Genomic DNA, 14,435 nt, shown 5'->3' with positions numbered 1-14,435 from the left:
GCCGGGCCCGTCGCGTGCCCGCGACGTGGGCAGGGCCACGTCTCGACTACACTCCGTTGCACCAACTAGGCCATAGCGTGTTCACGGCCCGCCCAACGTCCGGAGTCGCCTCACACCGTGTCACCCTGCATGGGGCACCGCCACGCGCGTGCCAGAGTTCGCCTGTGCCACCGCGGCTCGCCAGTGCCCTCGTGGGCTGGCCGCCTGCCAGGCCGGCTGACGCGGGTCCGGGGCTCGGCTGTCCGAGGCCACGGCGGGCAGGACGGCCACCGCGGGCACGGCGTTTCCAGGGGCCTCGCTTGGGCCTCCGCGGGCGCGGGCGGCACATCTCCACATGCGACCGGGAGTCAGACCGACGTGAGTGTCAGCGCAATCCGCCAGCCGCAGCCATCGGACATGTCTCTGATCACCGAGCCGGGCGACGACGAGCAGTTCTCGATCCAGCGCGACGCGCCGTACGTCACGGTCGTGCTGCCCTGCTACAACGAGCAGGACCACGTCGTCCTGGAGCTCGAGCGGATCACCGCGGCGATGGACGCGAGCCGGTACAGCTACGAGCTGCTGGTGATCGACGACAAGTCCACCGACGGCACGCTGGCCGTGCTGCACGAGGTCGTGCCCAGGTTCCCGAAGATGCGGCTGATGCCGTTCCGCCGCAACGGGGGTTCCGGCACGGCCCGGCGGATCGGCACCCAGGAGGCGCGCGGCCAGATCGTCGTCTGGACCGACGCCGACATGACCTACCCGAACGAGCGCATCCCGGAGTTCGTCAAGTACCTCGACGACAACCCGGACGTCGACCAGGTCGTGGGTGCCCGCAAGACGGAGGAGGGCACCCACAAGTGGGCCCGGGTGCCGGCGAAGTGGTTCATCCGGATGGTCGCGTCCCGGCTGGCCGGGATGAAGATCCCGGACCTGAACTCGGGCCTGCGGGCGTTCCGGCGCGAGGTCTCGCTGCCCTACCTGCGGCTGCTGCCGCCCGGGTTCTCCTGCGTCACGACGATCACGATGGCGTTCCTGTCCAACCAGCACCCGGTCGACTACATCCCGATCGACTACGCGAAGCGGGCCGGCAAGTCGAAGTTCCACCCGTTCAAGGACGCGCGGCGCTACATCCTGCAGGTCCTGCGGATGGTCATGTACTTCGACCCGATCAAGGTGCTGATGCCGGTCGCGCTTTGGATCATGGGCCTCGGCTTCGTGAAGCTGATCTATGACGTCAGCCGCTACAACTTCCACGTCACGACGTCGACAGTGCTCGCGATCCTGGTCGGCTTCCAGATCGCCGTGCTCGCGCTGATCGGCGACCTGGTCGCCCGCTCCCGTGGCAGCAACTGACGAGACGGGCCCGGCCGGGAGCGGCCCGGCCGCCCGGCCCGGCCCGCCGCCTCAGCGGATCACGATCATCGGGCCGACCCACCCGTACAAGGGCGGGATCGCCCAGCACACCACCGAGCTCGCCCACCGGCTGGCGGCCCGGGGCCACGACGTGCGGATCGAGTCCTGGTCGGCGCAGTACCCGGCGCGGCTCTACCCCGGCCAGCAGCGCGTCGAGGCGCCCGAGATGGAGCCCTTCGACCCGACCCGGTACCCGCTGTCCTGGCGGCGCCCGGACGGCTGGGCGCGGCTGGGCCGCCGGCTGCGGGCCAGCGCCGACGTCGTGGTCCTCGTGGTGGTCACCCCGATCCAGGCGCCGGCCTACCTGGGCATCCTCTCCGGCCTCGGCGCGCGCGGCAGGCGCCGGGCCGGCTCGCCGGCCGTGGTGGCGCTCTGTCACAACGTGCTGCCGCACGAGCGGCGGGCGGTGGACGAGCCGCTGACCCGGGCCGTGCTGCGCCGTGCCGACGCGGTCCTGGTCCACACCGACGCCGAGGCCGCCCGCGCCGTCACGCTGACCACCGCGCCCGTCCGGGTCGCCGCGATGGCCCCCCACCTGTGGGCTGCCGAGACCCGTCGCGTCCACCCGTCGCCGTCCCGGCCCGAGGCCCGCCAGGACGAGCCGCTTCGGCGGCTGCTGTTCTTCGGGCTGATCCGGCCCTACAAGGGGCTGGACGTGCTGCTGCGGGCGCTGGCGGCCGGGCCGGCCGACGTCGCGCTGACCGTCGCCGGCGAGTTTTGGGGCGGGGCCGAGCAGACCCGGGCGCTGGTCGGCGAGCTCGGCCTGGCCGACCGGGTCGAGCTGCGGCCCGGCTACGTCGACGCGGCGGACGTGCCGGGCCTCTTCGCCGCCGCCGACGCTCTCGTGCTGCCCTACCGGGCCGGGACCGCGTCGCAGAACGTCGACCTCGCGCACCTGCACGGCCGGCCGGTCGTCGCCACGACCGTCGGCACCCTGCCCGCGGCGGTCGCCGACGGTGTCGACGGACTGTTGGTGGCACCGGACGACCCGGCCGCGCTGGCGGGTGCCCTGCGCCGGCTCTACGAGCCCGGGGTGCTGGCCGCGCTGACGGCCAAGGTCCGGCCCCCGGACACGACCGGCGGCTGGGATCGGTACCTCGACGTCCTGCTGGGCGCCGTTCGAGTGCAATAGGTAAGCGTATGGGTGCGCTTCGTACTCTCACCGATTGTGAAAGCATCAACACGTAGTGCGGCGGCGGGGCGGGCGCGAACCCGTCGAACCAGGACACGGACGGGCGCCTGGGTCTCGCGCGGGCGCGACCCGCGAGAGCCGGACGGGCGGGACGCGCCCGAGGCGAAGGAGCGGGACGCACGGGCGTCCCACGGCCGGGACGCGCGGGGCTCCCGCGGGCGGGACGCGCGGGGCTCCCGCGGGCGGGACGCGCGGGGCTCCCGCGGGCGGGACGCCCCGAGGCGCGGGCGCCAGCTGGCCTACTCCGAGCTGGAGCCGCGGTCGCTGGACGAGTTCACCCGGCGGCGCAAGGCCCGCAAGCTGATCGCCGTGCTCGCCCACTTCCTCGGGCGCGACGGCGAGGGGGCGCAGGCGTTGGCCGGGCTGCGGGTGCTCGACATCGGCTGCTCCGCCGGGTTCATCTGCGACGAGCTCGCCGCGGCCGGCGCCGAGGTGACCGGCGTCGACATCGACTCGGCCGGGCTGCGCCGCGCCCGGGCCCGGTTCGCCCGCCGGGCCAGATTCATCCAGGCCGACGGCCTGGCGCTGCCGCTGGCCGACGGCACCGTGGACGTCGTCGTGCTGAACCACATCTACGAGCACGTCGTCGACGCGGACGTGCTGCTCGCCGAGGTGCGCCGGGTGCTCGCCCGGGACGGGCTCGCCTACCTCGGCCTGGGCAACCGCCTCGGGATCATGGAGCCGCACCACGGGCTGCCGCTGCTGTCCTGGCTGCCGCCCGGCCTGGCCGACCGCTACCTGCGGGCGGCCGGCCGCGGTGAGCACTACTACGAGCGCTACCGGTCCCGGCCGGGCCTGCGCCGGATGCTGGCCCGAGCCGGCCTGCGGGCCTGGGACTACACGGTGCCGGTGCTGCTCGCTCCCGAGGCGTTCCACGCCGAGGCCGACCTGCCGCCGGGCGGGCCGGCCCGTGGCCTCCTGCGCGCGGTGACCGCGCCAGGGCGGCTGCCGGCGCCGGCCAGGGCCTGGCTGGCCCGCGCCGCCCTGCCGCTGGCTCCGACCTACCTGTGGGTCGCCACGCCGGGCTCCCGGGGTCCCGCCGGCCATACCCTGCCCGGCGGTCCCCAGCCGGTCACGTGACGGCCCGCCTGCCGCTTCGCGCCAGGGGTAGGCCGTGGGCGCCCGCCCGCCCCGGCGCGGCGACCGACCCGCCAGGGCCGCTGATCGGGGCGGCGGGCAGACTGGAGTCATGAGTTCGCTGCGTGACGACACCCTGGCGTACTTCGGTCACCAGGTGCACGTGATGCGCCGCCGCGAGGTCGGGACCCTGTTGGGCTGGGCCGGCGACCTGACCGGGCGGACCCTGCTGGACGTCGCCGGCGGTGACGGCTACTGGGCCGGCCAGGCGATCCGCCGCGGCGCCCGAGCGGTCTGCCTCGACCTGGCTCGCAACAAGCTCGAGTTCGGCCAGAAGCTGCGCGGCCACCCGGGCCTCGTCGAGGGCGACGCGCTGATGCTGCCGTTCGCGGACGGCTCCTTCGACATCGTCATGTCGGTGTGCGCCATCGAGCACTTCGACGACGGAGCCGCCGCGCTCGCCGAGATGGCCAGGGTGCTGCGCCCGGGCGGTGACCTGGTGATGTCCGCCGACGCGCTCACCAGGGCCGACCGCTGGCCCGACAAGCTGGCCCACCACCGCGAGCGCTACCACGTGAAGCACGCCTATCCGGCCGAGACGCTGACCAAGCTGCTCGACGCCGCCGGACTGGACGTGGAGCGCCAGACACACATGTTCCGGTCCGAGCGCGCCGAATGGCTGTATATGACGCTGTCCGCCAAGGGCGGCAAGGCGGGCTGGAACGCCGCGGCCCCGCTGTCGCCGCTGGTCGCGCTGGCCGACCGGCGCACTCCCGACGACGGCGGCAGCGTGGTGCTCACGCACGCCCGTCGGCGGGCCTGACGTGCGGGCCCAGCGGGCGCTCGCCATTCTGCTGACCGTGCTGTTCTTCGGCCTGGTCGTCTTCGGCCTCGGCGCGCTGTTCGCGGTCTTTCACGAGCGGACCTGGGGCTACGTGATCGGCGGGTTCGCCTGCGTCGTGATGGTCTACGCCGGGATCAGCTCCCTACGTGGGTCCGATGGCGCAAGCCCGCGGCCGGGCACCGGCAAGGCGCCTGACCGCGCCGGGGGCGCCAAGCCCGCCGGCAAGCGTGGCGCTGGTGGCAAGACCGCTGGTGGGCGCGGGAACAACTCCGCCGGCGCCGGTTCCGACCGTTCCGGTCGAACCGGGCGACGCTGAGGAGGGTCGACCGGTGCGGGTGGGTTTCCTAGTCGAACAGGCGCTGGCGCCGGTTCCGGGCGGGACCGGGCGTTACTCGACGGAGTTGGCCGCCGCGCTGGCCCGGACCGCCGCTCCCGGCGACGGGGTCACCGGCTGGTGCGCCTGGCGCCCGGAACGCCGCGCCGCGCCCCCGAAAGGACCGGTGGCCAGGCTCGGCCGCCAGTTGCTGGACCGGCGCCCGGGCAGCCAGGGGCCGGTGGCCGAGGACGCGCTGATTCCCGGGGTGCTCGGCCCGCTACGGCTGCCGCTGGCCCGCCGGGCGCTGGCGACGGCCTGGGCCCGTGGCGTCGGGCCGGCGCCCACCGGCGTCGACGTCGTGCACGCCCCGACGCTGCTGGTGCCGCCCCGGCGCCGTGGCACGGCCCTGGTGGTGACGATCCACGACGCGGTCCCCTGGACCCACCCGCGCACGCTGACCCCGCACGGCGCCCGCTGGCATCAGGAGATGGGCCAGCGGGCCGCCCGCACCGCCGACGCGATCGTCGTGCCGACCCGGGCCGTCGCCGCGGACCTGCGTGCCCACCTGCGGGTGCCCGACAGCCGGGTCCACGTCATCGGCGAGGGCGCGAGCGACGCGGTGCTCCGGGTCGGCCCGGACGCCGACGAGCGCGCCAGGCGGCTGGGCCTGCCGCCCGGCGGCTATCTGCTGACGCTCGCGACGCTGGAGCCCCGCAAGGGCCTGGAGGTCGCGCTCGCCGCGCTCGGGATGCTGACCGGCGGCGCCGTCGACCTGCCGCTGCTGCACGTCGGGCAGCCCGGCTGGGGCGTCCTGGACGCCGCCGCGGAGGCCGCCAAGCTGGGCGTCGGCGAGGGCCGGTTCCGCTCTCTCGGGCGGATCGACGACGCGGACCTCGCGGTCGTCCTGTCGCGGGCCAGCGTGCTCGTCATGCCGTCACGCTCGGAGGGCTTCGGCCTGCCGGCGATCGAGGCGATGGCGCACGGAGTGCCGGTCGTGGTCTCCGACGTGCCCGCTCTCGTGGAGGTGACCGGACCGGCCGCGCTGGTCGTGCCGATCGACAACCCGACCGCGCTGGCCGACGCCGTCAGCCACATCCTGACCAATCACGCGCTGCGCGGGCGGCTGTCGCGGACCGGACGGGAGCGAGCGGAAGGCTTTAGCTGGATTGAGGCGGCGCGCGCGTGCTGGGCGCTCTACCGTCGAGTCAGCGGTTTCCCAGCCGTGTCCGTCGCCGGTGACGGGCGGGCGTAGTGTTGCCCCGGTTGTATACGCCGGGCACGGAGGTCACCTGTCCTGGCCCACCGCGGACGCGGATGGGCGGGGGCCTGTGGTCGCCGGGCCCGTGGCGGGTACGGCCACAGAAGTGGGCTGTCGGGGCGCGATCAGATAACGCGCCCTCGCCGGCCTGACCCCCTCGCGCACGACCGGCCCGCGTGGTTGCGGCGGCTCGGCGCGCGGGACCAAGCTGGGCTACTGACCCGGATACAGATTCGAGCAGGCAGACGTCTGGGTGGGAAGGAGCGCCGTGGGACCCCGGGTGCTCGTCGACGCCACCGCGGTTCCGGCGGATCGCGGCGGTGTCGGGCGCTATGTCGATGGGCTGGTCGCCGCCTTGGGCGCGGCCGGCGCCGATCTGGCGCTCGTGTGCCAAAGGTCGGACGAAGAACGGTACAGTCGGATGGCTCCGGATGCCACCGTTATGTCTGGTCCGGCGGCGATCGCGCACCGGCCGGCGCGTCTGGCCTGGGAACAGACCGGTCTTCCGCTGGTGGCCGAGCAGGTCGCCGCGGACGTGATCCACTCGCCGCACTACACGATGCCCCTGCGGGCACAGCGGCCGGTGTGCGTGACGATCCACGACGTGACGTTCTTCACCGAGCCGGAGATGCACACCGCCGTCAAGGGCACCTTCTTCCGCTCGGCGATGCGCACCGCCGTCCGCAAGGCCAACCGGATCATCGTCCCGTCCAAGGCGACCCGCGACGAGCTCGTCCGGGTCCTGGACGGCGAGTCGACGACGACCGACGTCGCCTACCACGGCGTCGACACGGCGACGTTCCACCCGCCGACGGAGGAGGACCGGCGCCGGGTGCGCATGCGCCTCGGCCTCGGCGACCGCCGGTACGTGGCCTTCCTCGGCATGCTTGAGCCGCGCAAGAACGTGCCGAACCTGATCCGGGCCTGGGCCGAGGCGGTGCACTGGCGCGACGAGCCACCGGCGCTGGTGCTCGCGGGCGGCTCCGGCTGGGACGACGAGGTGGACGCGGCCGTCGCCGCGGTGCCCAGCCACCTGCGGGTGTTGCGGCCCGGCTACCTGCGCTTCGCCGACCTGCCCGGCTACCTGGGCGGGGCCGAGCTGGTCGCCTACCCGTCGCACGGCGAGGGCTTCGGCCTGCCCGTGCTGGAGGCGATGGCCTGCGGCGCTCCGGTGCTGACCACCCCCCGGCTGTCGCTGCCGGAGGTGGGCGGCGACGCCGTCGCCTACACCCAGCCGGACGTCGACTCGATCGCCCGCGAGCTCGGCTCGCTGCTCGACGACGCCGAGCGGCGTTCACAGCTGTCCGCCGCGGGCCTGGCCCGAGCCGGCGAGTTCACCTGGGCCGCCAGCGCCGACGCCCACCTGGCCAGCTACGCCCGCGCTGTCGCAGAGGCTTGAACGGTCGGAACGGGCGCGAAGCGCCCGCCGACCGTTCAAGCCGGCTTGGGGCGGCGATCGGCCGGAACCGGCGCTTGCGCGCCTGCGGCCGCTCTGCCTGAGTCGGGCGCTTAGCGCCCTCCCCAACCCTGTATCGAGGTCGATGCGGATGTACGGGGGTGGTCGCTGTCCAGGGTCGGGATCTTGGTTGCGTGCCGCTCAGGTTCTTGGTCGCGTAGCGCTGTGCCCCGTCCCAACACCGGCAAGATCGGCGTTTTGGCCCTCAGGTGGTTGTAACCGGGGCGGTTTTACGACCACCTGAGGGCTAAAACGGCGATCAAGCCAGCCGGGCCGACCTTGCGGGGCTCGGCGCTAGGTGCGGGTAAGCGGGTCGGTTTGGGCGCGGGTTACCTTCTTGGGGAGTTCGCGGGGCAGTCGGGAAGAGGCGCTTGTGGTGAGTGTTGAGCCGGAGATCCGGGTTGTCGTTGTGACCTTCCGGTCTGGCGACATCATCGGGAACTTCCTGGACACGCTGGCGAAGGCCACCTCGCGCAGCTACGAGGTCGTCGTCGTCGACAACTCGCCCGAGCTGGACGCCCCGACGGCGGCCGCCGCCGAGCGGCCGGAGGTCCGGCTGGTCCGGCCGGGCCGCAACCTCGGCTATGGCGCCGCCGCGAACCGCGGGGCCGCCGGCGCGCGCGGCGGGTGGGTCGTCATCGCCAACGCCGACATCTCGTTCACCGCCGGATCGCTGGACGAGCTGGTCGAGGCCGGCGAGCGCTGGCCGAGCGGTGGCGCCTTCGGGCCGGGGATCATCAACCCGGACGGCGCGCTCTACCCGTCCGCCCGGGACCTGCCGTCGCTGGGCCGTGGCGCCGGGCACGCGCTGTTCGGCTGGTTCTGGCCGACGAACCCGTGGACGGCCTCCTACCGGCGGGAACGCGGCACCCCGACCGAGGCGACGGCCGGCTGGCTGTCCGGCTCGATCCAGTTGGTGCGGCGGGAGGCGTTCGAGTCGGTCGCCGGGTTCGACGAGTCGTACTTCATGTTCATGGAGGACGTCGATCTCGACCGTCGCCTCGGCGTCGCGGGCTGGAGCAGCGTCTACGTGCCGGGTGCCGTCGTCGAGCATCTTGGCGGGCATTCGACCAAGCGGACGTCGCGGCGCATGGTCGTCGCCCATCACCGCAGCATGCTGCGTTACCTGTGCCGGCAGTATGCGGGCCCGGCCTACCTGCCGCTGCGGATCCTGCTGACCGTGGGGCTGTCCGTCCGGCTGCTGGTCGCGCTGGCGGCCGCCAAGGACAGCGCCGGCGCCCGCACCACCCGCACGGCGGCGGATGTGTTGCCGGTGGCCCGTCGGCCGTGATCTGCCGGTGTTCGCCCGGTTCGTTGGCGTTCCGGTGGACATGCCCGGTCGATGAGTGCGATCCTGAAATGGTTGTTGGCTATCTGTGGTCGAAAGGTTTCGTAGCGAGACGATGACGCATCTGACGGGTTCATGCTGTGGCTGGTGAACCGCATACGGCTATGAGGTTGCGCTCGTGGTGCGATCACGGTCACTTCGGAAGGCGCCAGCAGCCCCTGGTTCCTGGTCTGGAAAACTTGGCTGCATGGACGCAGTGATGCTGGTGGGGGGCAAGGGGACTCGGCTTCGGCCCCTCACGATGTCAGCCCCCAAGCCGATGCTCCCGGTCGCCGGGGTGCCCGTCACCGCCCACATGCTCGCCCGGGCCCGCGACGCCGGCATCGACCGCGTCGTGCTCGCCACCTCGTACAAGGCCGAGGTGTTCGAGGAGTACTTCGGTGACGGGTCGTCGCTGGGCATCGAGCTTGCCTACGTGACCGAGACCGAGCCGCTGGGCACCGGCGGCGCCATCCGCAACGTCGCCGGCTTCCTGCGCTCCAAGCCGGACGACCCGGTCGTCATCTTCAACGGTGACATCCTGTCCGGCCTGGACATCGCGGCGCTCATCGACCGCCACCAGACGGCCGACACCGCGGTGACGCTGCACCTGACCCAGGTCGAGGACCCGCGCGCCTTCGGCGTCGTCCCGACGGACGACGACGGCCGGGTCACCGCGTTCCTGGAGAAGACCCCGGACCCGCCGACGAACCTGATCAACGCGGGCTGTTACGTCTTCCGCCGCTCGGTGATCGACCAGATCCCGGCCGGCCGGCCGGTGTCGGTCGAGCGGGAGACGTTCCCCGGCCTGCTGGCGGGCGGCGTGCCGATCGCCGCCTACGCGGACAGCACCTACTGGCTGGACCTGGGCACCCCGGCCGCGTTCGTGCGCGGCTCCCGTGACCTGGTGCAGGGGCGGATCGCGTCGTCCGCGCTGCCAGGGCCGGTGGGGGAGTCGCTGGTCCTCGGCGGGGCCACCATCGCGGCCGACGCCAAGCTGTGCGGCGGAGCCACGGTCGGCGCGGGCGCATCCGTGGGCTGCGGCGCGACCGTCGACGGCGCGGTGCTCTTCGACGGCTCCTCGGTCGGCGACGGCGCCGTGGTCCGCGACTCGGTCGTCGGCCGGGACGCGGTGATCTGCGACGGCGTCCAGCTGGACGGGGTCGTCGTCGGCGACGGCGCGCGCATCGAGCCCGGCAACGAGCTGCGGGCCGGGGTGCGGGTCTTCCCGGGCGCGACGCTGCTGGCCGGCTGCGTGCGGTTCAGCTCCGACAAGGCCTGAGCCCGCGGCGCCACGGGGCGCGGGCCGAGCGCCCGGCGATCAGGCCGGGCGCGGGTCGAGGCGGAAGACGCGCAGCACCCGGCCGTGTTCGGAGCCGGGCTCGTTCATCTTCTGGTACTCGGCGTAGCCGGGCCAGAAGGCGGTGAGCTTCGGCCAGATCGCATCGCGCTCGGCGCCGTCGACAAGGCGGGCCCGCAGTTCCTGCCGCTTGCCGTGGTGGACCACGGCGACGTCCGGGTGTGCCAGCAGGTTCGCCGTCCAGGCAGGATGATCGTGCCGGCCGTAGTTGCTGCCGACCAGCCAGAAGCCGTCGCCGTCGGGCATCGTCGCGAGCGGGGTTCTGCGCGCCAGCCCGGACTTCGCCCCGGTGTGCTCCAGCATGACCATCGGCAGCATCATCTGCCCGATCATCACGCGGCCGCCGCTGACCTTGTGCAGGGTCTTGTCGAGCTTCGGGACGACCGCCGGCCCGACCCGCTGGAATGCCGGGTGCAACGACAGCCCCTGCGCCATCCGCCCAAACCGCGTCCCTGGACCGATCTTCATGGGCCGGATGATAGCCGGGCCGGGTGATCAGGATGGGCCGCCGTCAGCCGCCCGACGCCGAGGCGGCCCCCGACCAAGGACTGGTAGGGGGCCGCCGGTGGACCTGCTCGGTGGGGGGCTAGGGGGCCGTCGTCGCGCCGTTCATGGTCGGCGACGACGTCGGGACCTGGGTGTTCGCGCCGTTCAGGGCGGGGATCGGGCCGCTGTCCGTGACGTTGAGCGTGCCGCCGGAGGCGCCCGACTCGGGCGCGGTCGGCGAGTCCCACGTCGCGCCGTCCAGGCTCGGGTTCGCGTACTGCTGGACGAACTGGAAGACGGCGTCCTGGGAGACCGTGCCGCAGCGCTGGGTGCGGTCCCAGGCCGTCAGGACGAAGTGGCGGTTGTCCGGGAAGACCGAGCGGGTCCAGGGGACCGCGATGAACCGGCTACCGGCCTGGCCCGCGACCTTCTGCAGCTCGGCGATCTGGGCGGTCGGCAGCTTCGAGTCGTACCAGCCGATCACGAAGCCGTGCTCCAGGTTGTGCACCGCCCGCTCGATCCGGATGCCCGAGGTCGGCGTGTAGAAGTGGATCGCGTCCGGCAGCGGGTCACCGTCGTGGTTGCCCGAGGACGGCGGCGACTGCGGGTAGTTGACCGTCTGGTCGGCGGTCACGTGCGTCTGGCCGACCTGGCGGTCGTTGACGACGCCGACGCAGCTGGCCGCCTGGGCCGCCGCCGTCGGGGCCGCCACGTAGCCGACCTTGTGGCTCGCCGACTTGCTCCGGCTGCTCCCGACGCTGAGCGTGATGACCACCGCCAGCACCACGACCGCGAGAGCACCCGCGGTCCCGTAGATGAGGAACGCGCGCTGGCGCTCCTTGCGGGCCTGCTCTCGGCGCAGCGCCTCGAGTCGGGCGTTCCGTTCGGCGGTCTTCTTAGCCACGGTGTCGCATCCTACGGGCCGTCCGTCCCGGACCTTCGCCCGCTCAGCGGTGCAGGATGAACGCGCCGGGATCCCGCGGTGGCCGCGCCGGCGCCGGAGCGGCCGGGTGGCCTACCGCGACGGCGCCCAGCGGCGCCCAGCCGGCCGGCAGATCCAGCACCGCACGGACGACGTCGGCGCAGAACAGGGTGCTCGACACCCAGGCCGAGCCGAGGCCCTCGGTCGCCAGCGCCACCAGGAAGTTCTGCACCCCGGCGCCGCCCGCGACGGTGAACATCCGCTCCTCGGCCCCGGCTCGCCGCGCGTCCGGGTAGGCGTGCGCGCCGTCGTCGGTGACCAGCGGGACGACCAGCACCGGCGCGTTCGCCAACACGTCGCCGCGGCGCAGCCGTCGCGCGATCGCGTCCTCGGGGAAGCCGTCGCGGCGCAGGTCCCGCGTCCACGCGGCCGTCATCGCGGCCAGCAGCTCGGCGCGCCGCTCGGCGACGACCACGAACCGCCACGGGGTGGTGTGGTGCGGCGCGGGCGCGGTCACCGCCGCGGCGACCGCCCGCTCGATCGCCGCCGGGTCGACGGCGGCGTCGCTGAACGCCCGGACGGTCCGCCGCTCGGTGAGCGCCGCCCGCCGGGCCTCCAGAGTCCCGAGGCGGAACATGTCCTCGGCCGGCGGGCGGACGATGGAGCGCACCCCGCGCCCGTCGTCGGCCACCACGGCGAAACCGCGGACGAGGGCGACCGGGGTGGCGGTGAGCTTGCCCTTCACCAGCTCGGCCGCGGCCGCCAGCTGGTCCGCCTCGGCGACCTCGGTCATCCCCAGCTCGTTGCCGTAGCCGTCGACGTCACCGATGTGGCTGCGCAGCGCGGCCATCCCGGCGAGGCCGATCGCCTGGTCGACGACGCCGCGCCGCCAGGGCCGGCCAGCGGTGTCGGACACGACGACCGCGACGTCGACCCCGCCGCAGCGCTGGGCGAGCCCGGCCCGCAGCCGGCGGGCGGATTCGTCGGAGTCCAGCGGGAGCAGCGCCAGGCTGTCCTTGGCGATGTTCGACGCGTCGACGCCGGCCGCCGCGAGCACGAAGCCGTGGCGGGTCTCGACGATCCGGGTCGGGCCACGGCTGGCGACGTCGCGGACGGTCTCCGCCTCGATCGCGTCGAGCCTGGCGGCCTCCCGGTCGCCGGTGACGCGCACGATCCGCCCCTCGGCCTTCGAAACGATCTTCGAGGTGACGACCAGGACGTCGCCGTCCCGCAGACCCAGCCCCGCGGCGCCCAGCGCCGTGGCGATCGCGGCCGCCAGGTCGTCGCCGGGCCGGATCTCGCCGAGCCCGGGAACCGGGTAGATCTGCAGCCCGTCGCGCACCGGGTCGACCGCCGCGGCCCGGCCCGGGCCGGTGACGTCGTGGCCAGGCTCAGACACCGGAGAGCTCCAGGGCGGCACGGACGATCGCGACGGTCGCGTCGAGGTCGGTCATCAGCAGCGGGCGGGCGACGACCCGGGCCCCCGGCACGGTCACGCCGGCGTCGACGGTGTCGACCAGCCAGCCGTCCAGCAGCCCCTTCGCCTCGCCAGCGGTCGCCCGCGAGCCGTAGTGCCGGCCGACCGCCTCGGCGGACGTCTCGACGCCGATCGCCTGGAGGCAGGCGTCGGCCATGCCCCGCACCGGGCTGCCGCCGATGATCGGTGAGACGCCGACGACGGGCGCGTTCGTGTCCCGGACGGCGTCCCGGATGCCGGGTACCGCGAGGATCGAGCCGACCGAGACGACCGGGTTCGACGGCGGCAGCAGCACCACGTCCGCCTCGGCGATCGCGTCGACCACGCCGGGCGCCGGCTTCGCGTCCGCCGCGCCGACCGAGACGATCGCCTCCGCCGGCACCCCGGCCCGCAGCCGCAGCCACCACTCCTGGAAGTGGATCGCCCGCCGGCCCTGCTCGTCGGTGATGACGACGTGGGTCTCGACCCGGTCGTCGCTCATCGGCAGCAGCCGGACGCCGGGTCGCCAGCGCTGGCAGAGCGCGGCGGTCACCTCGGAGAGCGGATAGCCGGCCGCGAGCATCTGGGTGCGGACCAGATGGGTCGCGAGGTCCCGGTCGCCGAGGCCGAACCAGTCCGGGCCGACCCCGTACTCCTTGAGCTCGGCGGCCACCGTGAACGTCTCGTCCTCGCGGCCCCAGCCCCGCTCGGCGGAGATCCCGCCGCCCAGGGTGTACATGACCGTGTCGAGGTCTGGGCTGATGTTGAGCCGGTGCAGGACGATGTCGTCACCGGTGTTGCCGATCACGGTCACGTCCGCCTCCGGCAGGGCAGCCTTCACCCCACGCAGAAACCGCGCGCCGCCGATGCCCCCAGCCAGGGCCGTCACCTTCACATGCTTGAGGCTATTGCGTGCCGCCGGGACCGGGCGCGGAGCGCCCTTCGGCGGCCCTGCATGGTTCGGGCGCTTGGCGCCTTCCCCAGCGTGGTTCTGGGTTGCGGGGAGGGTGCGGGGGTGTGTGCTTGTCCAGGGTCGGGAGCTGGGTTGCGCCTCGCTGGGTCGGTGTGGGCGACCTTCGGCGGTGCCGTGCGGCTCGGCGGTGGGCGCCGGTCTTTGATCGTCGTTTTGGCCCTGGCGTGGTCGTGATCTGGGTCCTCTGACAACCACCAGAGGGCCAAAACGGCGATCACTAGCACCGACTTGGCGGGCGGGAACCGGCCAGGCGCAGCCATGACCAGCCTGACCGCCGCGAACGCACGCAAGATCCCCTATGGGCGGAAAGCCCCCAAGATCTCCGAGATCGAAACGCAGCCAAGATCCCCACGAGCGGCACGCACCCAGG

At 73.7% G+C, this 14,435-nt stretch carries 13 protein-coding genes; 9 read left to right on the top strand and 4 right to left on the bottom strand.

Annotated features, from left to right (window positions below; translation table 11 throughout):
- Positions 1-396 precede the first annotated feature (396 nt).
- From FRAEUI1C_RS30225 to manB, 9 genes are all read left to right on the top strand, one after another.
- Positions 397-1,338 carry a glycosyltransferase family 2 protein gene (locus FRAEUI1C_RS30225; protein WP_049807032.1) on the top strand — a complete coding sequence of 314 codons (942 nt, stop codon included), beginning with the start codon at positions 397-399 and terminating at the stop codon, positions 1,336-1,338.
- Positions 1,339-1,396: 58 nt separating this feature from the next.
- Complete coding sequence (locus FRAEUI1C_RS30220; RefSeq protein WP_041261774.1) at positions 1,397-2,530, top strand: glycosyltransferase family 4 protein; 1,134 nt, start codon at positions 1,397-1,399, stop codon at positions 2,528-2,530.
- A gap of 36 nt (positions 2,531-2,566) precedes the next feature.
- Positions 2,567-3,670, top strand: coding sequence for a class I SAM-dependent methyltransferase (locus tag FRAEUI1C_RS30215; RefSeq protein WP_232425179.1), 1,104 nt, complete (start codon positions 2,567-2,569; stop codon positions 3,668-3,670).
- A gap of 109 nt (positions 3,671-3,779) precedes the next feature.
- On the top strand, positions 3,780-4,490 hold the full coding sequence (locus FRAEUI1C_RS30210) for a class I SAM-dependent methyltransferase (RefSeq protein ID WP_013427182.1): 711 nt from the start codon (positions 3,780-3,782) through the stop codon (positions 4,488-4,490).
- Position 4,491: 1 nt separating this feature from the next.
- A complete protein-coding gene (locus FRAEUI1C_RS30205; protein ID WP_013427181.1) occupies positions 4,492-4,827 on the top strand; it encodes a hypothetical protein in 336 nt (111 codons plus the stop codon).
- Positions 4,828-4,840: 13 nt separating this feature from the next.
- On the top strand, positions 4,841-6,079 hold the full coding sequence (locus tag FRAEUI1C_RS30200; protein WP_013427180.1) for a glycosyltransferase family 4 protein: 1,239 nt from the start codon (positions 4,841-4,843) through the stop codon (positions 6,077-6,079).
- 274 nt (positions 6,080-6,353) lie between these two features.
- Complete coding sequence (locus FRAEUI1C_RS30195) at positions 6,354-7,484, top strand: glycosyltransferase family 4 protein (protein WP_013427179.1); 1,131 nt, start codon at positions 6,354-6,356, stop codon at positions 7,482-7,484.
- 433 nt (positions 7,485-7,917) lie between these two features.
- Complete coding sequence (locus FRAEUI1C_RS30190; protein ID WP_041259748.1) at positions 7,918-8,832, top strand: glycosyltransferase; 915 nt, start codon at positions 7,918-7,920, stop codon at positions 8,830-8,832.
- Between the two features lie 244 nt (positions 8,833-9,076).
- Positions 9,077-10,150 carry a mannose-1-phosphate guanylyltransferase gene (gene manB / locus FRAEUI1C_RS30185; protein WP_041259746.1) on the top strand — a complete coding sequence of 358 codons (1,074 nt, stop codon included), beginning with the start codon at positions 9,077-9,079 and terminating at the stop codon, positions 10,148-10,150.
- A 39-nt stretch (positions 10,151-10,189) separates the two neighbouring features.
- Here the strand turns inward: manB and FRAEUI1C_RS30180 are convergent, their stop codons facing one another.
- The 4 genes from FRAEUI1C_RS30180 to cofD form a co-directional block, all read right to left on the bottom strand.
- Positions 10,190-10,696: a nitroreductase family deazaflavin-dependent oxidoreductase gene (locus tag FRAEUI1C_RS30180; RefSeq protein WP_063748020.1), complete on the bottom strand. Its 507-nt coding sequence runs from the start codon at positions 10,694-10,696 to the stop codon at positions 10,190-10,192.
- Between the two features lie 118 nt (positions 10,697-10,814).
- Positions 10,815-11,618, bottom strand: a complete 804-nt coding sequence (locus tag FRAEUI1C_RS30175) for a thioredoxin-like domain-containing protein (protein WP_013427175.1) — start codon at positions 11,616-11,618, stop codon at positions 10,815-10,817.
- A gap of 43 nt (positions 11,619-11,661) precedes the next feature.
- On the bottom strand, positions 11,662-13,035 hold the full coding sequence (locus tag FRAEUI1C_RS30170; protein WP_013427174.1) for a coenzyme F420-0:L-glutamate ligase: 1,374 nt from the start codon (positions 13,033-13,035) through the stop codon (positions 11,662-11,664).
- On the bottom strand, positions 13,028-13,987 hold the full coding sequence (gene cofD / locus FRAEUI1C_RS30165) for a 2-phospho-L-lactate transferase (protein ID WP_013427173.1): 960 nt from the start codon (positions 13,985-13,987) through the stop codon (positions 13,028-13,030). The genes FRAEUI1C_RS30170 and cofD overlap by 8 nt, the downstream gene beginning before the upstream one ends.
- Between the last annotated feature and the right edge of the window lie 448 nt (positions 13,988-14,435).

The sequence above is a fragment of the Pseudofrankia inefficax genome (genome assembly GCF_000166135.1).
Classification (GTDB): Bacteria; Actinomycetota; Actinomycetes; order Frankiales; family Frankiaceae; genus Pseudofrankia; species Pseudofrankia inefficax.
Note: the sequence above shows the minus strand (reverse complement) of the source record. Positions and strands in the feature narration are given on the sequence as shown.

What these genes read in the sequence shown, in the direction of transcription:
- manB (WP_041259746.1), top strand. Translation starts at nt 9,077, where the DNA reads ATGGACGCAGTGATGCTGGTGGGGGGCAAGGGGACTCGGCTTCGGCCC.
- FRAEUI1C_RS30210 (WP_013427182.1), top strand. Translation starts at nt 3,780, where the DNA reads ATGAGTTCGCTGCGTGACGACACCCTGGCGTACTTCGGTCACCAGGTG.
- FRAEUI1C_RS30225 (WP_049807032.1), top strand. Translation starts at nt 397, where the DNA reads ATGTCTCTGATCACCGAGCCGGGCGACGACGAGCAGTTCTCGATCCAG.
- FRAEUI1C_RS30180 (WP_063748020.1), bottom strand. Translation starts at nt 10,696, where the DNA reads ATGAAGATCGGTCCAGGGACGCGGTTTGGGCGGATGGCGCAGGGGCTG.